Raw genomic sequence first — 21,725 nt, 5'->3', positions numbered from 1 at the left:
GACCCGCTCAGCCCGCCTTCTCCCCTCGGGGCACGAGCAGCGAGGTCAGCAGCGCACTGCCCGGGCCCAGGGAGCGCCAGTGCGGTCCCTGCCAGGCCAGGACCGCGATCGCCGACGTGGGGAACTTCTGCCGTACCCGGTCCAGCGCGTCACCGACGGCGTCCCCGGCCAGCTCCAGGACCAGCTCCTCCAGGCCCGGGTTGTGGGCGACGAGCAGCAGCGTCCCCACCTCGGCGGGGGTCTCCCGTACGACGTCCAGCAGGTCCGGTACGTCGGCCGCGTACAGGCGCGGGTCGTGACGGACCGGGGGCGGGGTGTCCCACTCGGCGGCGGCGAGGTCCCAGGTCCGGCGGGCGCGGACGGCGGTGGAGACCAGCGCGAGGTCGGGCACTCCGCCAATCTCGGCGAGGGCGCGGCCCGCGGCCGGGGCGTCCCTGCGTCCGCGGGCCGCGAGGGGCCGCTCGTGGTCGGGGACGCCGGCCGGCCAGTCCGATTTGGCGTGCCGGAGCACCACCAGCCTGCGCTCGGGTCCGTCCGGTGCGCTCATGGTGCGGCTCCCAGGTCACGGGTGAGGTCGAGGCCGAGGAGGCGGTCGGCGTAGGCGTACGTCTCGAAGCGGGCGCCCTCCGGCAGTTCCGGCCCGGCGTCCGCCACCCACCCGAGCACCCTCAGCACTTCGGGTACGTCCAGGTCGTCCTCCCAGGCGGTACGCAGACGTCCGCGCACCTCGTCCGGGACGGGCCGCGACGGCCGCCGTGCCCAGGCGGCGACGGCTCTCCGCCAGCGTACGAGGGTCTCGCCGGCCTCGCCCACCGCCGCCGCGTCCAGACGGACGGGCGCGGTGCGGGGCCGGGAGAGGAGCGCGAGGCGCAGCACGGCGGGGTCGGCCGGGACCGGTCCCTCCACCGGGGCCACGGCGATCCGCACCCCGTCGGGCTCCGGACCGCCCTCCCCGACCACGTGCAGGACCTGCGCCTCGCCCACTCCGGAGCCCAGATCCTGGCCGTCCTCGAAGGGGTGCATGCCGAGGGCGGTGGCGCCGGCCCGCAGCTCCGCCTGCTGGCGCTCGCCGGTGAGCAGCGCCCACACGGGCGTTCCGCCGAGTTCCAGCGCGCGCACCAGCACATCGGCGACGAGCAGGACACGGAGCGAGCCCGCGCCGTACCCCGAGGCATGCGCCTGCACCCGGGTCAGACCACGGCGGACGGGGGCGGCGACGACGGCTTCGCCGTTTCGGGCGTCGGTGATGCGCAGCACGAGGCGAGCCTAGGCGCGCGGCCCGCGGTTCGCAGGCAGGGGGCGGAATCAGGGCCCGGCGCGGCGTGTTGTAGGGCTCGACGGGTGCTGTCCGACATGCCACAGGAGGCCGACGGTGTACGGCGACGACGCGACGATCCGCAAGATCCTCACCGGACTCGGGGACACCTGGGCCGTGGTGGGGCTGTCGACGAACCGCGGGCGAGCCGCGTACGGCGTCGCCGAGGTGCTGAAGCGCTACGGCAAGCGGGTCGTGCCGGTCCATCCGAAGGCCGAGACGGTGCACGGGGAGCAGGGCTACGCCTCGCTCGCGGAGATCCCCTTCCCCGTGGACGTCGTCGATGTCTTCGTCAACAGCGAGCTCGCCGGCGCCGTCGCGGACGAGGCGGTCGCCAAGGGGGCGAAGGCGGTGTGGTTCCAGCTCGACGTCGTCGACGAGGCGGCCTATGAGCGGACCCGCGCGGCGGGCCTGGAGATGGTGATGGACCGCTGCCCGGCGATCGAGATCCCGCGCCTCGGCTGACGCCGGCCCGGGGCCGCTCGGGCCCACAGGTTCGCCGGGCATGCTGGGCGTTCGTATGTCCGAGAACGCTCCCGCGCCCGAGAACGGGGACACGTCCGCCGCCCCCGCCCGCTGCTGCATGCCCTCCGGCGGCGGCTCCGCCGAGCCCGCGCGTCCACAGCCCCTGCCCTCGCCCCATGCCGTCGTGGACGGCATGGTGGAGCTGGCCGGCGGTGAGTTCCTGATGGGCGCGGAGGACTCGGAGGGCTTTCCGGCGGACGGGGAGGGGCCCGTGCGGGCCGTGCGGGTGGCGCCCTTCCGGATCGACGCGTACGCCGTCGACAACGACCGGTTCGCCGAGTTCGTCGCGGACACCGGGCATGTGACGGACGCGGAGCGGCTCGGCTGGTCGTACGTGTTCGCGGGGTTCCTGCCGGGCGCGCTGCGCCGTGACGCGCCGCGCCCCGAGCGGACCCCCTGGTGGTGCGCGGTCCCCGGGGCGGCCTGGAACCGGCCGGAGGGGCCCGGCAGCTCCCTGGAGGGGCGGGGAGACCATCCGGTGGTGCACGTGTCGTGGTTCGACGCGGGCGCCTACGCCGCCTGGGCGGGCGGGCGGCTGCCCACCGAGGCGGAGTGGGAGTACGCGGCCCGGGGCGGTCTGGAGCGGAAACGGTACCCGTGGGGCGACGAGCTGGATCCCGGCGGGGAGTTCCGCTGCAACATCTGGCGGGGCACCTTCCCGACGAGGAACACCGCGGCCGACGGATATCGCGCGACCGCCCCCGTCGACGCGTTCGCGCCGAACGGATTCGGGCTGTACAACGTGTCGGGAAACGTCTGGGAGTGGTGTGCCGACGCCTGGTCCTCGCACAGCGCGGAGAAGGTGATCCGGGGCGGCTCGCACCTGTGCCACGCCTCCTACTGCAACCGCTACCGCGTGGCCGCCCGCAGCGCCAACACCCCTGACAGCTCCAGCGGACACGCGGGTTTCCGCTGCGTCCAGGACGTCAACGGCGCGGCCGGCCCCGGCCGATAATGGCGGGGTGACCACCAACTCCCCTTCCTTCCAGCGCACTCAGGTCGTCATCGTCGGCGCGGGCCCCGCGGGGCTCACGGTCGGGAACATCCTGCGGGCCGCGTCCGTCGACTGCGTCGTCCTGGAGACGGAGAGCCGTGCGTTCATCGAGCGGCGGCCGCGGGCCGGCGTCATCGAGGAGTGGGCCGTCGACGGTCTGCGCCGACGGGGCCTGGCCGACTACCTGCTGGCGCGCGCCCAGCGCCACACCGCCTGCGAGTTCCGCTTCGGCGGCGAGCGGTACCGGTTCTCCTACGGCGATCTGACGGGTCGCCACCACTGGGTGTATCCGCAGCCGTTGCTGGTGACCGACCTGGTCCGCGAGTACGTCGACGTACGGGGCGGGGACGCCCGGTTCTCGGTGCGGGACGTCACGCTGCACGACCTGGACACCGGGCACCCTTCCGTGTCGTACACCTGCGAGGAGAGCGGTGAACGGCGGATGTTCGCCTGTGACTTCGTGGTCGGCGCCGACGGGGCGCGCGGGGTCAGCAGGGCCGCGATGCCGGCGGGGCACGCGCGGATCGCCCGCCACGACTACGGCATCGGCTGGCTGGCGCTGCTCGCCGAGGCGCCGCCGTCCTCCGACTGCGTGCTGTTCGGGGTGCACCAGAACGGGTTCGCCGGGCACATGGCCCGCAGCCCCGAGGTCACCCGCTACTACCTCCAGTGCCCGCCGGGTGACGACCCGCAGAACTGGCCCGACGAGCGGATCTGGTCCGAGCTGCACGCGCGGCTCGCGGGCGGCACCGACGCGCAGCCGCTCACCGAGGGCCCGCTGGTCGAGAAGCGGGTGCTCGACATGCACGACTACGTGGTCGAGCCGATGACGTACGGGCGGCTCTTCCTGGCCGGTGACGCGGCCCACCTGGTCGCGCCGATCGCCGCGAAGGGCATGAACCTCGCGTTGCACGACGCGTTCCTGCTGGGCGACGCGCTGGTGGCGTATCTCGACGGCGGGGACGGGGACGGTCTCGACGGCTACTCGGAGGCGTGTCTGCGGCGGGTGTGGGACTACCAGGAGTTCTCCCAGTGGCTGTCGGAGGTCTACCACGGGACGGCCGCCGAGGACCCGTTCCGGGCGGGCACGACGTTCGCCCGGTTGCGGCGGCTGTTCACCTCGCCGGTGGCCGCCGCGGCCTTCGCCGAGCAGTACCTCGGGACCGCCGAGCACTACTGAGCGCCGCTGTCAGTCGTGCACCGGCTTGTCGCCGAGGCGGTGGTCGGCCACGTTCAGCGCCTCGTCGACCAGGCGGCGCAGATGGCCGTCGGAGAGCGAGTAGATCACCCGGCGGCCCTCCTTACGGGTGTGCACGAGACCGGACAGCCGTAGCCGGGCCAGATGCTGGCTGACCGCCGGCCGGGCCGCCCCGCACACCTCCGTCAGCGTGGTCACGTCGGCCTCGCCCGAGGTCAGGGCGTGCAGCAGGGCGAGCCGGGTGCGGTCGCCGAGCAGGGCGAGCAGTTCGGCGGCGAGCGCGAGCTGTTCCTCGCCGGGGGTGCGCGGATGCGCATGGTATGCAGGTGATAGGTGCATGCGTGCGCTCATACGCACATAATGGCGAGGTGGGTGGAGCGCGTCCACCCCCGGCGCAGCGGAAGGGACCGACGTGAGCGAGCAGCACGACCACGGGCACGAGCATCACCACGGACACGCGCACGAGCACCCGCACCCGCACCACTCCCCCGCGGCGTCCCGCCTCCGCCACCGGCTCTCCCATCTCCTCACGCCCCACTCGCACGAGACCGCCGACAAGCTCGACGGGGCCCTGGAGTCCTCGGCCCGGGGCATGCGCGCGCTGTGGGTCTCGCTGGCGGTGCTGGGCTTCACGGCGGTCGCCCAGGCGGTCGTGGTGGCGGTCTCGGGGTCGGTGGCGCTGCTCGGCGACACGGTGCACAACGCCGCGGACGCGCTGACCGCCGTACCGCTGGGCATCGCCTTCGTGGTGGGCCGGCGTGCCGCCACCCGCCGCTTCACGTACGGCTACGGCCGTGCGGAGGACCTGGCGGGTCTCGCGATCGTGCTGACCATCGCCGCGTCGGCGGCCTTCGCCGGATGGACGGCGATCGAGCGGCTGCTCGACCCCCGGCCGATCGAGCATGTCGGCGCGGTCGCGGTGGCCGCGCTGGTCGGCTTCGCGGGGAACGAGGGGGTGGCCCGGTACCGCATCCGCGTCGGCCGCTCGATCGGCTCGGCGGCGCTGGTCGCGGACGGGCTGCACGCGCGCACCGACGGATTCACCTCCCTGGCCGTGCTGCTCGGCGCGGGCGGCTCGGCGCTGGGGTGGCGGCTCGCCGACCCGGTGGTGGGGCTCGCGATCACGGCGGCGATCGCGCTGGTGCTGCGGGACGCGGCGCGGGAGGTGTTCCGGCGGGTGCTGGACGCCGTCGACCCGGCGCTGGTCGACCGGGCCGAGCGGACCCTGCTGGCGGTCGAAGGGGTGCGCGGAGTGGGCGAGTTGCGGCTGCGCTGGATCGGGCACCGGCTGCGGGCGGAGGTGGCGGTCGTCGTTGACGGCGAGGCGACGGTACGTCAGGCGCACACGATCGCCGTCCACGCGGAACACGCCCTGCTGCACGCCGTCCCCCGCCTCACCGCGGCCCTGGTCCACGCGGACCCGGCACCGGTACCGGGCGAAACCGATCCCCATCGGGCACTGGCCCACCACACGGCGGTCTGAGCGGCGTCGGTCTCGGCCGCTCGGCGGACGGCCGGGAACCCCACGGCGGAGGACCGCCGCCGTCAGGTTCCCAGCCCCTCCAGTACCACCGCGCCCGGCAGTCCGCTGAAGGCCTTGCCCGGGACGAGGAGCTTGCCGCGGCGGCGGCCGCTGCCCACCAGGACCCACGGCAGGTCGACGACGGCGGAGTCCACCAGGACCGGCCAGGCGGCGGGGAGCCCGATCGGGGTGATCCCGCCGTACTCCATCCCGCTCTCCCCCACCGCCGTGTCCATCGCGGCGAACGACGCCTTACGGGCGCCCAGTTGGCGGCGGACGACCCCGTTGACGTCGACGCGGGTGGTGGACGGCACGACACACGCGGCGAGGGTGGTCTCCGCTCCGCGCTTGCCGGCGACCACGACACAGTTCGCGGACCGCTCCAGCAGGTCCCGGCCGTAGTGCTCGACGAAGACCGCGGTGTCGGCCCACCGCGGGTCGGTCTCGACGTAGAGGATCTGGTCGGCGGGCACGCTGCCGCCCCAGTGGCGTACGGCGTCGGCGACCGGGCGGGTCAGCTCGTCCAGGCAGTCCGGGGCGGGGGTGGCGGTGTCGAAGTCTCCGATGGGTGCGCGCATAACCGCACGTTAACAAGACGCGCCAGGTCCGCGGCGCCGCCTCTCAGCGCACGGGCGGGACCGAGACGGCCAGCACCAGCTCCGCCGGGGTCTCGCCCCGATTGGCGTACGAGTGCGGGGCGTCGGCCTCGAAGGTGACGCTCGCCCCGGCCGGGACCCGGTACTCCTCACCCTCGACGGTGAGGGTCAGCTCGCCCGACGTCACATGGATGATCTCGACCGTGCCCACGGGGTGCGGATCCGAGGCGCTGCCCTCCCCCGGCATCAGCCGCCAGTCCCACATCTCCAGCGGCCCGGGGGCCTCGGCGCCCGCGAGCAGCCGGCTGTAGCTGCCCGCCTCGGTGTGCCACAGCCGCACCACCTGGTCGGCAGGGACGACCCGCACCTTCGGTTCCCGCGCGTAGTCGAGAAGGGTGGTGACGCTGATGCCGAGCGCGTCACCGATCTTGACGACCGTCCCGATGCTCGGATTGGTGCGGGCCTGCTCGATCTGGATCAGCATGCCCCGGCTGACGCCCGCGCGGGCGGCGAGCACGTCCAGGGTGAAGCCGCGCACCGCCCGCCAGTGCTTGACGTTGCGCGCCAGGGACTGAGTCAGCAGGTCGAGGTCCGCCACATTCCGTCCAAGATGCTGGAGTTCAATATTCTGAATGACAGGGTTCATCGTGCTGCACTATCGTGGTGCACCCGATGGTGCATCGAACTGTACTGCGAGGGACCGTGACCGCACTCTTCGCCCTGGTCACCAGCCTGCTGTGGGGACTGGCCGACTTCGGCGGCGGACTGCTGACGCGCCGCGCCCCGGCGCTGACGGTCGTCATGGTGTCGCAGTCGATCGCGGCCGTCGTCCTCGGCGGGCTCGTGGTCGCCACGGGCGGCTGGAGCGAGGCGGGTCCCCGTCTGTGGTTCGCCGTCGCCGCCGGTCTGGTGGGCCCGGTCGCCCTGCTCTCCTTCTATCAGGCGCTGGCCCTCGGTCCGATGGGCGTGGTCTCCCCGTTGGCCACCCTCGGCGTGGCCGTCCCGATCTCGGTCGGCCTGCTCCTCGGCGAACGCCCCGGGCTCCTCCAGGTCGCGGGCATCGCGGTCGCGGTGGTGGGCGTGGTCATGGCGGGCGGGCCGCAGCTGCGGGGGGCACCCGTCCAGCGGCGGGCCATCCTCCTCACCCTGGTCTCGGCGCTCGGCTTCGGCACCGTGTTCGTCCTGATCACCGAGGCGTCGACGACCCCCACCGGTCTGTTCCTCGCCCTGTTCGTCCAGCGTCTGACCAATGTGGCGGCGGGCGGTGTCGCCCTGTACACGGCCGTCCGGCGCGGCGGCGCCGCACTCCCCCACGGCGGACTGGCCCTCTCCGCGCTGCCGGCGTACGCCTTCGTCGGTCTCGCCGACGTCGCCGCCAACGGCCTCTACGCGGTCGCCGCCCAGCACGGCCCGGTCACGGTCGCCGCCGTACTGGCCTCGCTCTACCCGGTGGTGACCGCGTTGGCCGCCCGCGGCTTCCTCCGCGAGCGACTGCGTGCCGTCCAGGCGGCGGGTGCGGGCCTGGCCCTGCTCGGCACCCTGCTCCTGGCCACCGGCTGACCCGGCGGGGGCCTGCCTGCCCTTGGACCTGCCGGGGCCCGGGAGACACCCCCGGAGGGGAGGCCACCCCGCTCCCCCTCCGCTCAGCCCTCCCGCTCCAGCTGCGCGAGTTTCTCCACCGTCTCCTCGTCCAGGTCCGTCAGGGCGACCAACTGGTCCGAGGTGACCCCGTCGGGGATCGGCACCGGTGCGGGGGTGCGCAGCGGCGGTTGCCAGCCCTCATCGGGAGTCCAGCGGCGTACGACCTTCGCGGGCGCGCCCGCGACGACGGCGTGGTCGGGCACGGTCCCGCGGACCACCGCCCCCGCCGCGACGACCACGTTCCGCCCGATCCGCGCCCCCGGAAGGATCACCGCGCCGGTGCCGATCCAGCAGCCCGGCCCGATCTCCACCGGCTCCATGCGGGGCCACTGCTTCCCGATGGGCTCGTGCGGGTCGTCGTAGGAGTGGTTCGTGGACGTCACATAGACATAGGGCCCGAAGTAGCAGTCACTGCCGATGGTGACCGTCGTGTCGGCGATGACATGGCTGCCCCGGCCGAGGACGACACCGTCGCCGATGCGCAGGATCGGCTCGGGCCCGAGGTCGAGGTCGGGCATCAGCCCCGCCGTCAGGGTGACCTGCTCGCCCACGATGCAGTGCGAGCCGAGGTGGATCCAGGGTTCACCGAAGACGGTGCCGAGCGGGAAGGCGAGCCGGGTGGCCGGGCCGATCGAACCGAAGCGGAGGCGTCCGGGGCGCTCGGCCGTCACGGAGCCGGTGCGCTGCACCCACGCCCAGCCCGCGTGGACGACGCGCTGCGCGAGGCGGCCCCGCCAGGATGAGAACGTGTTCTTGCGCTTCGGCACCCGCTCACCGTACTCACCGGTCACCTCCGGGATACGGCCGGAGGCCTGTGATCTTCGCCCCACCGGGTGGCGTACGGTGCGACGGTACGACGGACACGAGCGACGTGGGGACGAGGAGACGAGGAGACGGTGATGACGCACAGGGCGCTGATCGTGGGCATCGGCGGCAGGGAACCGAAGGTCGACGAGGCGGCGTTCGTGGCCCCGACGGCCTCCGTCGTCGGGGACGTGACGCTGGAGGCGGGGGCCAGCGTCTGGTACGGCGCGGTCGTGCGCGGCGACGTCGAGCGGATCACCGTCCGCCGCGACGCCAACATCCAGGACAACGTGACCCTCCACGCCGACCCCGGCTTCCCCGTCACGGTCGGCGAACGGGTCTCCGTCGGCCACAACGCGGTCGTCCACGGCGCGACCGTCGGCGACGACTGTCTCATCGGCATGGGCGCGACGGTCCTCAACGGCGCGGTGATCGGAGCGGGTTCCCTGGTCGCGGCCCAGGCCCTGGTCCCGCAGGGGATGGAGGTCCCGCCTGGTTCACTGGTGGCGGGCGTCCCGGCGAAGGTGAAGCGGGAGCTGACGGAGGAGGAGCGGCAGGGGGTCACGCTGAACGGCACCCTGTACGCGGACCTGGCGAAGGCGCACAAGGAGGTTCACGAGTGAGGGTCGGAGGGCAGTGAGGGGAGGGCGGCTCACTCCCCGGCGGGAACCGGTTCCGCTTCCTGCTGTGCCGCCTGCGCCTTCTTCGCCTTGCGCTTGATGACCAGGAAGGACGTCAGCCCGATCAACACGGCCGCCACCAGGCCCAGATAGGAGAACCGCTTCAGCCAGGACTCGGCGACGACACCCACGTAGTAGATGACGGCCGTGGTCCCGCCCGCCCACACGATCCCGCCCAGCACGTTGGCGATGAGGAACTTCCAGTACGGCATGTGCAGCACACCCGCGAGCGGCCCCGCGAAGATGCGGAGCAGGGCGATGAAACGGCCGAAGAACACGGCCCACATGCCCCACTTCTCGAAGGACCGCTCGGCCGTCGCGATGTGCCCCTCGCCGAAGTGCTTCGGGAACCTCTTGCCCAGCCAGGCCAGCAGCGGACGCCCGCCCTTGCGGCCGATGGCGTAGCCGATGGAGTCGCCGATCACGGCACCGGCGGAGGCGACCGCGCCGAGCACCACGGGGTTGATGCCGGCGTGCTGCGAGGACAGCAGCGCGGCCGAGACCAGGATGATCTCGCCGGGCAGCGGGATGCCGAGGCTCTCCAGCCCGATGACCAGACCGACCACGGCGTAGACGGCCGCCGCGGGCACCGTGTCGAGCCACTCCTGGACGTGCACCGGCGGTCCTCCCCTTTGACATCCCTTGAACATCGCCTGCTGCCGGGAAGCCTACCCGTTGGGCCGGGCCCGCCCGGGATCCGTGGTGGAGCGGGCTCCACCACGGAGAGGGGAGTACGGCCCCTCGTGACGGCCACCGGGTGCAGGTCATCGTGGTCCACAGGACGACAGCGAAGGACAACAGTGAAGAAGGGACCCCTTCCATGGCCGTGAACCGCCGGCGCCGCCGTACCGCCGTCATCGCCTCCGCCGCCGCAGCGCTCGCGCTGACCACCGGCCTGCTCACCGGGTGCGAGTTCGGTGACACGGTCGACTGCCTGTCCGACGCCTCCGACATCACGGACAGCATCACCGCGATCAACAGGGCGGGGGCGGACGCGATCGAGGACCCCACGAAGACCGAGGACTCCATCGCCACGATCGAGAAGAGCCTGGACGGAATCGACGACACGTCGGACGACGGCAAGGTCGACAAGGCGGTGAACAAGCTCAACCAGGCGATCAAGGAGTACAACCGGGACATCCTGAACGGCGACACCCCGGACTCGTCCGCGATCGACGACGCCGCCGCCGAGCTGCGGGACGTCTGCACCTCCTAGGTCCCGTCCGGGAATGCCCGGACGGTGTGCCGTCAGCGGGAGAGGACCGTCGTCACCCGCACGACGGCGCCGGTCGGCGGGGGGACCGACGCCGGCCCCGGCGGCTCCGGCAGGCGGACAGGCACCACGGTGATCGGCACAGCCGGCTCCGGCAGACGGATCGGCACGGCCGGCCCCGGCGGTCGCCGCGCCGGTGCGCCGCAACACCTCACCTGGGCCGCCTCGGTCCCGGACTCCGGTGCGACCGGGGCCGCGTCGGGCAGCGCGGGAGGCACCCGCCCGGCGTCACGGGACAGGGGCGGGTCGGTGCGGGGGGCGGCGGGCTCCGTGGGCGCCCCCTCCCCGGGAGCCTCGGTCGCCTTCGTCCCCGCCGTGCGGGGGCCGGAGGGCGCGGGGTCCTCCGGCCCCGGGGTACGGGCGCCGGGTGTGGGGATGCCCGGACTGCGAGTGCTCGGGGTCCGAGTGTCCGGGGTGCCGGTGCCGCCGGCCGGGGCGCCCCAGGTGGCTCCCGGCGCGGGGACACCGTTGTCGTCGGACCAGCTCTTGGCGACGAGGACGGTCGCGAGCAGGGCGAGGGAGGTGAGGCCGACGCCGACGAGCACGGCCTTCGGGCGCCGGCCCGACAGGTCGAGCAGACCGCTGGGCGCGACGCGGTGACGTCCCGTCGGGCGGGCCGCAGCGATGGGCCCGGCCGGACGGGCACCGGACGCGGCGCGTGCGGGACGCGAGTCGAGATAGCGGTGGGCGCCCCAGGAGAGCACGGTCTCGGCGAGCAGCGTGTCCAGTGCGCCGTCGAAGTGGCCGAGCTGTTCGGCGGCGTGCCGGCAGAAGCGGCACTGCGCGAGATGCCGGCGGACATCGGGCAGCAGCGTTCCGCCGCGGCGCAGGGGAACGTCGAGGAGGCGGTTGTAGAAGCGGCATTCGGCGGTGGGCGCGAGTTCACGGTGGGCACGGACGCAGCCCGCCCGGAATTGCTCTCGCGCCTGTTCCAGTCCGGCCGCCGCGGTGATGTCGTCGACGCCCAGCAGACCGGCCGGTACGGATAGCGGTTCCCGCTCCACCTCGGAGTGCCACAACAGACATTGGGAAGCGGCCGGAAGCAACGAGAAAGCGCGCTCGGCGAGTTGTCGCCTTTCGGGGGTGACGGGTCTGGCGGCGCGCAGTCCGCGACCGCCCACGGTTTTGCGCAGCTCCGGAAGGACCGCGGAAAGCCCTTCGGTTCCGGCCCATTCACGGACCGTGTTCCGGACCACGACGAGGAGTTGGGGCCGTAGGGCGCCACCGCTGTGCCCCTTCGCGAGCCGGTCGAACACCGTGTGGAACGCGGCGGCGGCCACGAGCCGCGCCGAGTCGCCGGAGTCGGCCAGGCAGACGGCCGCGTAGTCATGGGTGGCCCGCCAGTGCCGGGCGAGCAGCAGGGCGACCGCGCGACCGCTGGTGTCTCCCTCGGCCAACCGGGCGGCGAGATGGGGGTCGGAGTCCCCGGGGGGCCACCCGGGGCGGGGCGGGTAGGGGGGTCGCGGGGGGTTCGGGGATTGCACGGAACCAATTCCTTCCACGCCGACGGACCGCCCGCGCATTGCGTGGCCGTCGTAAGGGGAGGCTCACCTTCGCACATGCGTCTCACAGGAAACAAGGAGTTCGATCGACCCAAGGTCAAAACGAGGGAATTGCAAAAAAGTTACCGCCGGTATCCGTACCCGTATTCGACATCCGGCCGGACGACGCGGCTCAACTTGTGGACGAGCAAAGGCCGTTGCCACACGAAATCTTCAACTTCCCTCGCACAGGAATCACCCAGGGAACTCCCGGGGTTCTCCCATCCCCTTCGTCCACCCTGATCCCCATGAGTACCCCCCACTCTTCACCCACGGTCCGCAAAGCGGTCGTCCCGGCGGCGGGCCTCGGCACCCGCTTCCTGCCCGCGACGAAGGCGACCCCGAAGGAGATGCTCCCGGTCGTCGACAAACCGGCCATCCAGTACGTCGTCGAGGAGGCCGCCGCGGCCGGTCTGGACGACGTCCTGATGGTCACCGGCCGCCACAAGCGGGCCATCGAGGACCACTTCGACCACGCCTTCGAGCTGGAGCAGGCCCTGGCGGCCAAGGGCGACACCGTACGACTGGACGCGGTGCGCGACCCGGCCCGGCTCGCCGACATCCACCACATCCGGCAGGGCGACCCGCTCGGCCTCGGCCACGCGGTGCTGTGCGCCCGCCATCACGTCGGCGACCAGCCCTTCGCCGTCCTCCTCGGCGACGACCTCATCGACCCTCGGGAGACCCTGCTCAGCCGGATGCTGGAGATCCGCGACCGGTACGCGGGCAGCGTCGTCGCACTGATGGAGGTGCCGCCGGAGCAGGTCCACCTCTACGGCTGCGCGGCGGTCGAACCGTCCGGCGAGGACGGCGTCGTACGTGTGACGGGCCTGGTGGAGAAGCCCTCACCGGAGGCGGCGCCGAGCCGGTACGCGGTCATCGGGCGGTATGTCCTCGACCCGGCGGTCTTCGACGTCCTGGAGCGCACCGAGCCCGGGCGCGGCGGCGAGATCCAGCTCACCGACGCCCTGCAGGAACTCGCCGCGGGCGGCACGGTCCACGGTGTGATCTTCTCCGGCCGCCGCTACGACACCGGAGACAAGGCCGACTACCTGCGTACGGTGGTCCGGCTGGCCTGCGACCGCCCCGATCTCGGCCCGGAGTTCGTGAGCTGGCTGAAGGAGTTCGCGGCGGGCCTGGTCACCGACACCGTCGGCAGGGGCGGGGACGGCGAGAGCGGCTCCGGACGGGAGCCGCTGGCGGCCTGACCCCCGGGGGCTCGTCCGGACGCCTCGGGCGGGCCCCCGCCCCCCGCCCTCCCCGACCCCGACCACCCCGGCACCCGTCTCACATCCCCCGCGGCACTCAGCCGTTGGGGCGCAGGGTCCACACCACCGTCATCTCGCCGGTGACGGCCCCGTCGGCGCGCCGGATCTCGATCACGACCGGGAACTCCGGGCGCTCCCCCGCGTCGAGCTGGGCGACGACCTCGGCGGCCGGCCGGCCCAGGGTCGCCGTGGCGGTGACGGCACCCATCGCGAGCTTCCTGTAGGCGATCTCCGCGCGCACGGCGAGCGGCACCGCACGCGAGAGCTGGTCCCCGAACGCGGCCAGCACGATGGCACCGCTGGCGGACTCGCCCAGCGTGAACATCGCACCGGCGTGCGGACCGCCCACGTGGTTGTGGAAGTCGCCCTGGTCCGGCAGGGCGACCACAGCCCGGTCCCGGCCGGTCTCCAGGAACTGGAGGTTGAGGGTCCGGGCCATGGGCACGGTGGCGGCGAGCATCTCGCCGATGGACATCTGGTCTGCGCTCATGCCGCGATGTTACCCATGAGTAGCCTGCCTGGCCAGGGTCGGCACGGTGCTCGCCCCACCACGCCGAGGTCACGAGACGAGGAGGGCCGGTGACCACACCGGGTCACGGACGGCACTAGGGTTTCAGGCCATGTGGCCAGGAAACCAGCCGCCCGGGGGAGAGCAGAACCCGCAGGCGCAGAACAATCCGTACCAGCAGCCGGGCTATCAGCAGCCCAATCCGTACCAGCAGCCCGGCTATCAGCAGCCCAACCCCTTTGGGCAGCAGCCCCAGTGGGGTGCGCCGACGGCCGTGGGCGGACCCCAGCCCCCGCCCGGGGGCGGGAGCGGCGGGGGCGACCGCACGAAGCTGGTCGCGATCGTCGCCGCCACGGCCGTGGTCGTCGCCGCCGGTGTCACCGGCTACCTGGTGCTGGGCGGCAAGGACGACGGCAAGGACGACACGGCCAAGGGCGGCACCAGCCCCTCGGCGTCCGCGCCAGCCTCCGCCTCCGCCTCCGTCGGCACCGACGACAACCCTCGTGACAACGAGGAGGAGAAGGCGACCATCTCGGGCTGGAAGGTCGTGGTGAACCCCAAGTGGGGCCTCGCCTTCGACGTGCCGGCCGACTGGGAGGTCGAGAAGCCCGGAGTGGGCCGCGGCTTCGAGTGGGAGGACAAGAAGGAGGCCAGCGGCTACGGCTCGATCCTCATGTCGGGGGTGGCCGAGTACAAGTCCAAGTGGTGCGGCACCGACAGCGACAAGGACGGCAAGACCGACTACACGGCGCTGGCGATGGTCGGCACCAAGGGCGCCGAAGGGGCCAAGAACACCGACGAGATCGCCGTCAACACCCCGGCGTGGTGGGTCTTCGGCGGCTACACCGAGCCCGACAAGAAGAGCATCACCTACGACGAGAAGGCGACGCCCTTCACCACCGCGTCCGGCATCAAGGGCAGTTACGCCTGGGCCCAGTCGACGAACACGCCCCAGAAGGGCAAGTGCGACAGCGACGGCAAGGCGATCACGTTCGGCTTCAAGAACTCCAAGGGCGACTACGTGTCGTGGAACTGGTTCGGGGCGAAGGGCGTGAAGGACGAGGTCCCGAAGGCGACGGTCCTGCGGATCCTGAGCACCGTGCGCTGGCACGGCGAGCCCACGGCGAACTGAGCGGCACGGACCCGGGGCCGCCGTCGCGGACGGCGAACCGGAGGCCGACCGGCATCCGGTTCCGAGAGGGCGGCGGCCGTCTCAGCCGATGCCGAAGGCGCCGTCCGGTGGTTCGGGGGACGGTACGGCGTCCTCGTCCCGCACCGGACGCGCGTCGCCGATCAACCGCCGTAGCCCGGGGCCGTGTTCCACCCGGGCCGGGAACGCGTCGGAGGCCGTGCGGCGGGCCAGGGCGGTCACGTCGACGGGGTGGTGCGCGGCGACGAGGACCGCGTTGCCGAACCGGCGGCCCCGCAGGACGGCCGGCTCGGCGATGAGCACGAGCTCCTCGAACACCGCGGCGAAGTTGGCCAGTTGGGAGCGGAGGAAGCCGAACGGCGCCGCGTCGGCGAGGTTGGCGAGGTAGACGCCGTCGCCACGCAGCACCCGCGCGGCCTGACGGGCGTAGGCAAGGGAGGTCAGATGGGCGGGGATCCGGGAGCCGCCGAAGACGTCGGCGACGAGGACGTCGGCGGAGTTCTCGGGGGCCGCCTCCAGCCAGGCGCGGGCGTCGGCCGTGTGCAGCGCGACACCGGCGCCGGCCGGGAGCGGCAGATGCTCGACGACGAGCTCCAGCAGCCCCCGGTCGGCCTCCACGACGTCCTGCCGCGAACCCGGCCGGGTGACGGCCACGTACCGGGGCAGGGTGAGCGCGCCCCCGCCCAGGTGCACCACGTCCAGGGGCCGCCCGGGCGCGGCCACGGTGTCCAGGACGTGCCCCAGCCGCTGGGCGTACTCGAACTCCAGATGCGTCGGCGCGTCCAGATCGACGTACGACTGCGGCGCCCCGTCGACCGTCAGCAGCCACGCCCGCTCCCGGTCGACGTCGGGCATGAGCTTGGCGGTGCCGTGGTCGACGACGCGGCTGACGGGTATGGGCTCGTCGTTCACCCCTTCATTGTGCCCGGGGGGAAGCAGCCCCTCTCACAGCACGGCCGTCACCGTCCCTGCCCCCACCGTCCGCCCACCCTCACGGATCGCGAACCCGAGCCCGGGCTCCAGAGGCACCTCACGCCCCAGCTCGACGGTCATGACGACCCTCTCACCGGGCCGTGCCACCCCCGTCTCCCCCAGGTCCACATCCCCCACGACGTCCGCCGTGCGGATGTGGAACTGCGGTCGGTAGCCGGTGGCGATCGCCGTCGTACGGCCCCCCTCGCGCGCGGAGAGCACGTACACCTGCGCGGAGAACCGCCGTCGCGGTACGACGCTGCCCGGTGCCGCCACCACGTGGCCGCGCCGGACGGCGTCGCGGGGCACGCCCCGCAGCAGCAGCGCCACGTTGTCCCCGGCCTGCGCCTCCTCCATCGGCTTGCCGAAGGTCTCCAGGCCGGTGACGACGGTCTCCAGCCCGGCGCCGAGCACGTCGATCCGGTCGCCCACCCGCACCGTGCCCCGCTCGACGGCACCGGTGACGACGGTCCCCCGGCCGGTGATGGTGAGCACGTTCTCCACGGACAGCAGGAACGGCGCGTCCAGATACCGCTCCGGCATCGGCACATAGATGTCCACCGCGTCGAGCAGCGCGTCGATCGACGCCGTCCACCGCGGGTCGCCCTCCAGCGCCCTCAGTCCCGAGACCCGTACGACGGGGGCGGCGTCGCCGCCGTAGCCGTGCGCGGTGAGCAGGTCGCGGACCTCCAGCTCGACGAGTTCGGCCAGCTCGTCGTCGGCCCGGTCGGCCATGGTCAGCGCCACGACGATGTGGTCGACGCCCACCTGCCGGGCGAGCAGCACGTGTTCGGCGGTCTGCGGCATGATCCCGTCGAGCGCGGAGACGACGAGGATCGCCCCGTCGAGCTGCGCGGCGCCGGTGACCATGTTCTTGACGTAGTCGGCGTGGCCCGGCATGTCGACGTGCGCGTAGTGGCGGGTGTCGGTCTCGTACTCGACGTGCGCGATGTTGATGGTGATCCCGCGGGTCGCCTCCTCGGGGGCGCGGTCGATACGGTCGAAGGGCACGTAGGTGCCGGTGCCGCGGCCGGCGAGGACCTTGGTGATGGCGGCGGTCAGAGTGGTCTTGCCGTGGTCGACGTGGCCCATGGTGCCGATGTTGAGATGCGGCTTGGTGCGCACGTAGGCGGTCTTGGGCATGGCTGTACCTCGAAGCGTCTGCGTGGAAGATCTCCGTTGGGAGAGGGGACCCCGGGGAACCGGCCGACCCTCCCCCTGCGGGGTCCGCCGGACGATCCGGGGAGGGTCAGCTTCGGGCGCCGCCGAAAACGGCCGGGTACAGCGGGACGGCAGCCTTCGGGGCATCCGCGACGGCGGATGCCGTGATGGCGAAGGCGTACCGGAACATGGTGTCGATCCTCGCCGACGGTTCGTTCGGCGTCGAATGGTTTTCGGGTGGGTGGGAGACAGGGCGCGGTCGCGGTGAACGGGTTCGGCGCGGCCGAGTGGCGGCCGCACGCCCCGGACGACGAAGCGCCCCGGTGGCGGCCCCAATTCGGTTGAACGGGGGGCGGGTGGGCGCGGAGGCTTGTCCGATGATCGTCGAGCTGTCACCGCGCGAACTCGGCTGGGACGAGGTGGATCCCGCCCGTCATCCCTTCGACAGCGCGTCGGCGGCGGTGGTGGTGCGTTCGCTCGGGCCGGCCCGGCGGGTGCCGCGTCGGCCGGACGTCTCCCCGGCCGATCCCGCGATGCGCGCCTGGGACTCGGACGTGGCCGGGCCGTGGGCCGACGCGATGTCGTACGCCCTGGTCGAGCAGTACGGGCTCTGGGCCGCGGGGTGGCGCTGGGCGCTCGACGAGGGGGACTTCGACGGCGGCCCGGTCGGGAGCTGGTGCTGTCCGCCCCACTCGATCACCACCCCGGAGGAGACCCTCGCCCGGGTCACCTCGGCGCTGTGCGAATGGCGCGGGTGGCTGGAGAGCCTCGCCGGGCGCTTCGAGGCGTATCCACTGGATCCGGTCTCGGTCGACGACCAGCGGATCCTGTGGGAGTGCGCCGCCCGGAACCTGATCGTCCAGGTGACCGACCGCACCGGCTGCGGCAGCGGCTGGTACGGACACTGCCATCAGGTGCTCACCTGGTTCCTCAGCCGCTGGGGCCTCGAGCCCGACGCCGCGCGGAGACTCGTCCAAGAGGCCGTCGGGGGGCGGTTCGAGAGCTGGACCGGCCCGGACCGCGTGCTGATCGACGACGTGGCGGAGCGGATCGCCGGGTCGCTGCGGCCGGACGACGTGGCGTGGTCCCCCGCGCCGCCGCCGGACCATCTGGAGAGCTGGCTCGCGGTGCGGGAGGACGTGCCGTGGCGGGAGGCGCCGGCCAGTGGCGAGGACGGGCCGGTCAAACCGGCCTCCGACGGCGCGGCGGACGACATCCGCGGCTTCGACGGCGCCCTGGACCCCGCCCGCGCGCAGGGTCTGCTCGCCGCGCTGGAGCGGGTACGGGCCGACGCGGCACGCGGCGCAGAGCTCGACTTCGAGGTGCTGCGCGGCTGGCAGCACCATGTCCTGGGCACGCCGGAGCCGCCGGACTTCCGCAGTCTGCCCGCCTTCGCCAAGCGGGGCCGGGAACGGTACGGCATCGGCCCGGACACCCGCGCCCGTCTCGACGCCTGCCTGGCGGACAGCGCGGCGCGGGGCGACCGGCCGCTCCCCCTGACCGCCCGCGCCGCCCGCGCCTACCTGGACGTCTGCTTCTTCCATCCGTTCGACGACGGCAACGCCCGGTCCGCGTTCCTGACCCTCGTCTTCGTCCTCGCCCGCGAGGGCATCGCCCTCGACAAGGTCTTCCTGCTCCGCCGGGTCTCCTTCCGGGCCGACGCGCCGCAGGACGGGCTGATCCTCGCCCGGTCCATCGACAGTCACCTCACGGGGACCCGCCGGAACGCCGGAACGGGTACGGACTAGCCGGCGCCACCGATGTTCTTGAGCGCTTCACGGACCGTCAGCGGGGCGAAGCGGCCCCGTTCGCGCACGAGGAAGTCGCGGACCGCGTCCGGGTCGGTCTTGGCGTATTCACGCAGGCACCAGCCGATCGCCTTGCGGATGAAGAAATCCGGGTGGCCGGACTGGCGCAGGCAGTACGCGAAGAGGCGGTCGGCGTCGGTGCGGTCCTTGTGGCGGAGCTGGTGCAGCAGGGCGGTGCGGGCGACCCACAGGTCGTCGTCGGCGATCCAGGCGTCCATGGTGGCGGTGAGCCGGGGGTCGGCCTCGACGAGGACGCCGACGACATGCGCGGCGAGCAGGTCGACCGTGTCCCACCAGGAGGTCGTCGTGATCAGCCGGTGGGTGACCGGGAGGAACGCGGACGAGCAGCGCCCGGCGTGCCGGCGCAGGTAGTCGACGGCGAAGTAGTGGTACTCGCGCTCCGGCAGGGCCCAGCAGCGCAGGGCGATCGCCGTGCAGTCGGCCTCGGTGGGGCGGGACGTGCCCGCGAGGACGGTCCGGGACAGGGCGCGGCGCTCGGGCGTGGGAAGCCCCAGGAAGGGTGCCACGTCCTTCATGTACGCCCGCATGGCGGCGGCCCTCTCGGCGTCGGCCGCGCCCCCGTAGACCGCGGTGAGCCGCTCCAGCACGGTGTCGGCGAGAGCGCTGTGCGGTACACCGGTCGTGCCCGCGCCTGTGACGGTCATGAGACGAACCATACGGCGATCACACATGTCCTTCGGTTACTGTCGCGGGATGCTCGATGCCACCACCCGCTCTGGGGGCACCGCCGCGGCCACTCCCCGGGCCGCCGCCACGGAGCTCCTCGTTCCCGTGCCTCTCGTCACCGCCGCCGCGCCCGCCCGTCCCCTGGCGCGCCTCGGCAGAGTGCTGCTGTCGCCCTGGTGCCGGTTCGCGCTGCTCGTCGTCCTCCTCGCGCTGGCCGGGTCGAGCGTGTTGCTGTTCGAACCGCAGAGACTCCTCGCGGACGGCTGGCCGCCGCAGGTGGGCGGGGTGACGGCCGCCGTGGTGTTCGCGGGGGCGTACGGGCTGTGCACGGTCGCGTTCGTGCCCCGCCCGCTGCTGAACCTGGCGGCGGGCGCGGTGTTCGGCTCGGCCGTCGGGCTCTCCGCGGCGCTGGTGGGCACGGTGCTGGGCGCCGGGCTCGCCTTCGGCCTCGGCCGGGTGCTGGGTCAGGACGCGCTACGGCCCCTGCTGCGCGGTCGGCTGCTCAGGGCGGCGGACGGTCAGTTGAGCCGGCACGGGATGCGGTCGATGCTGGGGGCGCGGTTGTTCCCGGGGCTGCCGTTCTGGGGTGTGAACTACGCCGCGGCCGTCTCCCGGATGCGCTGGACGCCGTATCTGGTGGCGACCGCGCTGGGCTCGATCCCGAACACGGCCGCCTATGTCGTCGCCGGCGCCCGGGCCTCCGCCCCGACGTCCCCCCTCTTCCTGATCGCGCTGGCCTCGATCGCGCTGCCGACGGTGGCGGGCGCGGTGGTGGCCTGGCGCAAGCGCCACCACCTGCGTCGTCGCTGAGCCCGCCCGAGCCCCGGCACCGGCTCCGTTGCACCGCCTCCCTTACACCGACTCCAAGATCATCGCGTTGGCCAGTCCGCCCGCCTCGCACATCGTCTGCAGGGCGTAGCGGGCGCCCCGTTCGCGCATCGCGTGGACGAGGGTCGTCGTCAGGCGGGTGCCGCTCGCGCCCAGGGGGTGGCCGAGGGCGATGGCGCCGCCGTGGACGTTGACCTTGGCGAGGTCGGCGCCGGTCTCCTGACGCCAGGCCAGGACGACGCTGGAGAACGCCTCGTTGACCTCGAACAGGTCGATGTCGTCGAGGCGCAGCCCGGCCCGGCGCAGCACCTTGTCGGTCGCCGGGATGACGCCGGTGAGCATCAGGAGGGGGTCCGAGCCGGTGACGGCGAAGCTGTGCAGCCGGGCGAGCGGCCGCAGGCCGAGGCGGGCGGCGGTCTCGGAGGAGGTGATGAGCACGGCCGAGGCGCCGTCGTTGATCGGGCTGGCGTTGCCCGCGGTGACGTTCCACTCGATCTGCGGGAAGCGGGCGGCGAACGCCGGGTCGTGGTAGGCCGGTTTGAGCCCGGCGAGGATCTCGGGGGTGGTGCCGGGCCGTACGCTCTCGTCCCGCGCGACTCCGTCGAGGGGGGCGACCTCGGCGTCGAAGAGGCCCTGCCGCCAGGCGTCCGCGGCCCTGCGGTGGGAGGACACGGCGAAGGTGTCCATCTGCTCGCGGGTGATCGACCACTTGGCGGCGATGAGTTCGGCGCTGATGCCCTGCGGGACCAGTCCGTCGGGGTAGCGCTCGGCGACCCCGGGGCCGAAGGGGTCCTTGCCGGGCGGCACGTTGGACCACATCGGCACCCGGCTCATCGACTCGACCCCGCAGGCCACGACCAGGTCGTACGCCCCGGCCATGACCCCTTGCGCCGCGAAGTGCACGGCCTGCTGGGAGGAGCCGCACTGGCGGTCCACGGTGGTCGCGGGGACCGTCTCAGGGAAACCGGCCGAGAGGGCGGCGTAACGGGTGGTGTTCATGGCCTGCTCGCCCACCTGGTCGACGGTGCCGCCGATGACGTCGTCGATGAGCGCGGGGTCGACGCCGGAGCGCTCGACGAGGGTGCGCAGGGTGTGGGCGAGGAGTTCGACGGGATGGACGTGCGCGAGGGAGCCGTTCGGCCTGCCCTTGCCGATCGGGGTGCGTACGGCTTCGACGATGACTGCGTCACGCATGTGCGGGCCTCCGCGACTACCGGTGAGTAGGAAATCCGAACTCACCCTAACGCCGCAAGT

Annotated in this window: 24 protein-coding genes; 11 read left to right on the top strand and 13 right to left on the bottom strand. The window is 73.0% G+C overall.

Translation table 11 applies throughout. The annotated features are described in order from the left end of the window. Positions 1 to 7: 7 nt before the first annotated feature. Both OG852_RS40400 and OG852_RS40395 read right to left on the bottom strand, forming a co-directional pair. Positions 8 to 547, bottom strand: coding sequence for a SixA phosphatase family protein (locus tag OG852_RS40400; protein WP_133915275.1), 540 nt, complete (start codon positions 545 to 547; stop codon positions 8 to 10). Next, positions 544 to 1,257, bottom strand: coding sequence for a hypothetical protein (locus OG852_RS40395; protein ID WP_133915276.1), 714 nt, complete (start codon positions 1,255 to 1,257; stop codon positions 544 to 546). Before OG852_RS40395 ends, OG852_RS40400 begins: the two co-directional genes overlap by 4 nt. A gap of 115 nt (positions 1,258 to 1,372) precedes the next feature. On the opposite strand from OG852_RS40395, the gene OG852_RS40390 reads away from it, so the two are divergent. From OG852_RS40390 to OG852_RS40380, 3 genes are read left to right on the top strand one after another with little or no spacing between them, the layout of a single operon-like run. Further along, the gene (locus OG852_RS40390) at positions 1,373 to 1,780 is read left to right on the top strand and encodes a CoA-binding protein (protein WP_133915277.1); all 408 of its coding nucleotides are present in this window, start codon (positions 1,373 to 1,375) and stop codon (positions 1,778 to 1,780) included. A gap of 55 nt (positions 1,781 to 1,835) precedes the next feature. Then, entirely contained in the window at positions 1,836 to 2,795 is a 960-nt protein-coding gene (locus OG852_RS40385) for a formylglycine-generating enzyme family protein (protein ID WP_443064606.1), read from the top strand. Positions 2,796 to 2,802: 7 nt separating this feature from the next. Next, complete coding sequence (locus OG852_RS40380; protein WP_330350464.1) at positions 2,803 to 4,014, top strand: 4-hydroxybenzoate 3-monooxygenase; 1,212 nt, start codon at positions 2,803 to 2,805, stop codon at positions 4,012 to 4,014. 9 nt (positions 4,015 to 4,023) lie between these two features. Here OG852_RS40380 and OG852_RS40375 read toward each other — a convergent pair whose 3' ends face one another. Continuing rightward, a complete protein-coding gene (locus tag OG852_RS40375) occupies positions 4,024 to 4,383 on the bottom strand; it encodes an ArsR/SmtB family transcription factor (protein ID WP_330350463.1) in 360 nt (119 codons plus the stop codon). Between the two features lie 61 nt (positions 4,384 to 4,444). Here OG852_RS40375 and OG852_RS40370 point away from each other — a divergent pair, with 61 nt between their 5' ends. Next, positions 4,445 to 5,515, top strand: coding sequence for a cation diffusion facilitator family transporter (locus tag OG852_RS40370; protein ID WP_133915279.1), 1,071 nt, complete (start codon positions 4,445 to 4,447; stop codon positions 5,513 to 5,515). A 62-nt stretch (positions 5,516 to 5,577) separates the two neighbouring features. On the opposite strand, the gene OG852_RS40365 is transcribed toward OG852_RS40370, so the two are convergent. Together OG852_RS40365 and OG852_RS40360 are read right to left on the bottom strand one after the other, a co-directional pair. Next, complete coding sequence (locus tag OG852_RS40365; protein WP_133915280.1) at positions 5,578 to 6,132, bottom strand: YbaK/EbsC family protein; 555 nt, start codon at positions 6,130 to 6,132, stop codon at positions 5,578 to 5,580. A 43-nt stretch (positions 6,133 to 6,175) separates the two neighbouring features. Next, the gene (locus OG852_RS40360; protein WP_330350462.1) at positions 6,176 to 6,748 is read right to left on the bottom strand and encodes a helix-turn-helix domain-containing protein; all 573 of its coding nucleotides are present in this window, start codon (positions 6,746 to 6,748) and stop codon (positions 6,176 to 6,178) included. A gap of 104 nt (positions 6,749 to 6,852) precedes the next feature. On the opposite strand from OG852_RS40360, the gene OG852_RS40355 reads away from it, so the two are divergent. Then, complete coding sequence (locus OG852_RS40355; RefSeq protein ID WP_330350461.1) at positions 6,853 to 7,710, top strand: DMT family transporter; 858 nt, start codon at positions 6,853 to 6,855, stop codon at positions 7,708 to 7,710. Positions 7,711 to 7,793: 83 nt separating this feature from the next. Here OG852_RS40355 and OG852_RS40350 read toward each other — a convergent pair whose 3' ends face one another. Then, a complete protein-coding gene (locus OG852_RS40350; protein WP_133915341.1) occupies positions 7,794 to 8,558 on the bottom strand; it encodes an acyltransferase in 765 nt (254 codons plus the stop codon). Positions 8,559 to 8,690: 132 nt separating this feature from the next. Here OG852_RS40350 and OG852_RS40345 point away from each other — a divergent pair, with 132 nt between their 5' ends. Next, entirely contained in the window at positions 8,691 to 9,218 is a 528-nt protein-coding gene (locus OG852_RS40345; protein WP_133915283.1) for a gamma carbonic anhydrase family protein, read from the top strand. A 29-nt stretch (positions 9,219 to 9,247) separates the two neighbouring features. Here OG852_RS40345 and OG852_RS40340 read toward each other — a convergent pair whose 3' ends face one another. Next, the gene (locus OG852_RS40340; RefSeq protein WP_330350460.1) at positions 9,248 to 9,892 is read right to left on the bottom strand and encodes a DedA family protein; all 645 of its coding nucleotides are present in this window, start codon (positions 9,890 to 9,892) and stop codon (positions 9,248 to 9,250) included. A 203-nt stretch (positions 9,893 to 10,095) separates the two neighbouring features. On the opposite strand from OG852_RS40340, the gene OG852_RS40335 reads away from it, so the two are divergent. Continuing rightward, on the top strand, positions 10,096 to 10,491 hold the full coding sequence (locus tag OG852_RS40335; RefSeq protein WP_330350459.1) for a hypothetical protein: 396 nt from the start codon (positions 10,096 to 10,098) through the stop codon (positions 10,489 to 10,491). 32 nt (positions 10,492 to 10,523) lie between these two features. Here OG852_RS40335 and OG852_RS40330 read toward each other — a convergent pair whose 3' ends face one another. Beyond that, positions 10,524 to 12,032 (bottom strand): hypothetical protein, encoded by a 1,509-nt coding sequence (locus OG852_RS40330; RefSeq protein WP_330350458.1) that lies wholly within the window; start codon positions 12,030 to 12,032, stop codon positions 10,524 to 10,526. Between the two features lie 305 nt (positions 12,033 to 12,337). Between OG852_RS40330 and galU the strand changes: the two genes are divergently transcribed. Continuing rightward, positions 12,338 to 13,297, top strand: a complete 960-nt coding sequence (gene galU / locus OG852_RS40325) for a UTP--glucose-1-phosphate uridylyltransferase GalU (RefSeq protein ID WP_330350457.1) — start codon at positions 12,338 to 12,340, stop codon at positions 13,295 to 13,297. A gap of 97 nt (positions 13,298 to 13,394) precedes the next feature. On the opposite strand, the gene OG852_RS40320 is transcribed toward galU, so the two are convergent. Beyond that, positions 13,395 to 13,832, bottom strand: coding sequence for a DUF4442 domain-containing protein (locus OG852_RS40320; RefSeq protein ID WP_133915342.1), 438 nt, complete (start codon positions 13,830 to 13,832; stop codon positions 13,395 to 13,397). 145 nt (positions 13,833 to 13,977) lie between these two features. Here OG852_RS40320 and OG852_RS40315 point away from each other — a divergent pair, with 145 nt between their 5' ends. Further along, entirely contained in the window at positions 13,978 to 14,997 is a 1,020-nt protein-coding gene (locus OG852_RS40315) for a hypothetical protein (RefSeq protein ID WP_330350456.1), read from the top strand. Between the two features lie 81 nt (positions 14,998 to 15,078). Here OG852_RS40315 and OG852_RS40310 read toward each other — a convergent pair whose 3' ends face one another. Next, positions 15,079 to 15,870: a spermidine synthase gene (locus tag OG852_RS40310; RefSeq protein WP_330351580.1), complete on the bottom strand. Its 792-nt coding sequence runs from the start codon at positions 15,868 to 15,870 to the stop codon at positions 15,079 to 15,081. Between the two features lie 90 nt (positions 15,871 to 15,960). Beyond that, entirely contained in the window at positions 15,961 to 17,130 is a 1,170-nt protein-coding gene (gene tuf / locus OG852_RS40305) for an elongation factor Tu (protein WP_330350455.1), read from the bottom strand. A gap of 395 nt (positions 17,131 to 17,525) precedes the next feature. On the opposite strand from tuf, the gene OG852_RS40300 reads away from it, so the two are divergent. Next, positions 17,526 to 18,896 (top strand): cell filamentation protein Fic, encoded by a 1,371-nt coding sequence (locus OG852_RS40300; protein WP_330350454.1) that lies wholly within the window; start codon positions 17,526 to 17,528, stop codon positions 18,894 to 18,896. Here the strand turns inward: OG852_RS40300 and OG852_RS40295 are convergent. Then, on the bottom strand, positions 18,893 to 19,621 hold the full coding sequence (locus OG852_RS40295; RefSeq protein WP_133915290.1) for a DNA alkylation repair protein: 729 nt from the start codon (positions 19,619 to 19,621) through the stop codon (positions 18,893 to 18,895). The two genes, OG852_RS40300 and OG852_RS40295, sit on opposite strands and share 4 nt — an antisense overlap. 49 nt (positions 19,622 to 19,670) lie before the next feature. Between OG852_RS40295 and OG852_RS40290 the strand changes: the two genes are divergently transcribed. Continuing rightward, complete coding sequence (locus OG852_RS40290; RefSeq protein WP_133915291.1) at positions 19,671 to 20,453, top strand: TVP38/TMEM64 family protein; 783 nt, start codon at positions 19,671 to 19,673, stop codon at positions 20,451 to 20,453. Between the two features lie 42 nt (positions 20,454 to 20,495). Here the strand turns inward: OG852_RS40290 and OG852_RS40285 are convergent, their stop codons facing one another. Continuing rightward, a complete protein-coding gene (locus OG852_RS40285; protein WP_330350453.1) occupies positions 20,496 to 21,665 on the bottom strand; it encodes a thiolase family protein in 1,170 nt (389 codons plus the stop codon). Positions 21,666 to 21,725 lie beyond the last annotated feature (60 nt).

It is taken from the genome of Streptomyces sp. NBC_00582 (genome assembly GCF_036345155.1).
Classification (GTDB): domain Bacteria; phylum Actinomycetota; class Actinomycetes; order Streptomycetales; family Streptomycetaceae; genus Streptomyces.
The sequence above is the reverse complement of the archived record's forward strand: the minus strand, read 5'-3'. Positions and strand labels throughout refer to the sequence as shown.

Bases quoted from the DNA above. Each gene is read 5' to 3' on its own strand.
- OG852_RS40400 (WP_133915275.1), bottom strand. From the start codon at position 547: ATGAGCGCACCGGACGGACCCGAGCGCAGGCTGGTGGTGCTCCGGCAC.
- OG852_RS40385 (WP_443064606.1), top strand. From the start codon at position 1,836: ATGTCCGAGAACGCTCCCGCGCCCGAGAACGGGGACACGTCCGCCGCC.
- OG852_RS40375 (WP_330350463.1), bottom strand. From the start codon at position 4,383: ATGAGCGCACGCATGCACCTATCACCTGCATACCATGCGCATCCGCGC.
- OG852_RS40365 (WP_133915280.1), bottom strand. From the start codon at position 6,132: ATGCGCGCACCCATCGGAGACTTCGACACCGCCACCCCCGCCCCGGAC.
- OG852_RS40345 (WP_133915283.1), top strand. From the start codon at position 8,691: ATGACGCACAGGGCGCTGATCGTGGGCATCGGCGGCAGGGAACCGAAG.
- OG852_RS40335 (WP_330350459.1), top strand. From the start codon at position 10,096: ATGGCCGTGAACCGCCGGCGCCGCCGTACCGCCGTCATCGCCTCCGCC.
- galU (WP_330350457.1), top strand. From the start codon at position 12,338: ATGAGTACCCCCCACTCTTCACCCACGGTCCGCAAAGCGGTCGTCCCG.
- OG852_RS40320 (WP_133915342.1), bottom strand. From the start codon at position 13,832: ATGTCCATCGGCGAGATGCTCGCCGCCACCGTGCCCATGGCCCGGACC.
- OG852_RS40315 (WP_330350456.1), top strand. From the start codon at position 13,978: ATGTGGCCAGGAAACCAGCCGCCCGGGGGAGAGCAGAACCCGCAGGCG.
- OG852_RS40310 (WP_330351580.1), bottom strand. From the start codon at position 15,870: ATGCCCGACGTCGACCGGGAGCGGGCGTGGCTGCTGACGGTCGACGGG.
- tuf (WP_330350455.1), bottom strand. From the start codon at position 17,130: ATGCCCAAGACCGCCTACGTGCGCACCAAGCCGCATCTCAACATCGGC.
- OG852_RS40300 (WP_330350454.1), top strand. From the start codon at position 17,526: ATGATCGTCGAGCTGTCACCGCGCGAACTCGGCTGGGACGAGGTGGAT.
- OG852_RS40295 (WP_133915290.1), bottom strand. From the start codon at position 19,621: ATGACCGTCACAGGCGCGGGCACGACCGGTGTACCGCACAGCGCTCTC.
- OG852_RS40290 (WP_133915291.1), top strand. From the start codon at position 19,671: ATGCTCGATGCCACCACCCGCTCTGGGGGCACCGCCGCGGCCACTCCC.
- OG852_RS40285 (WP_330350453.1), bottom strand. From the start codon at position 21,665: ATGCGTGACGCAGTCATCGTCGAAGCCGTACGCACCCCGATCGGCAAG.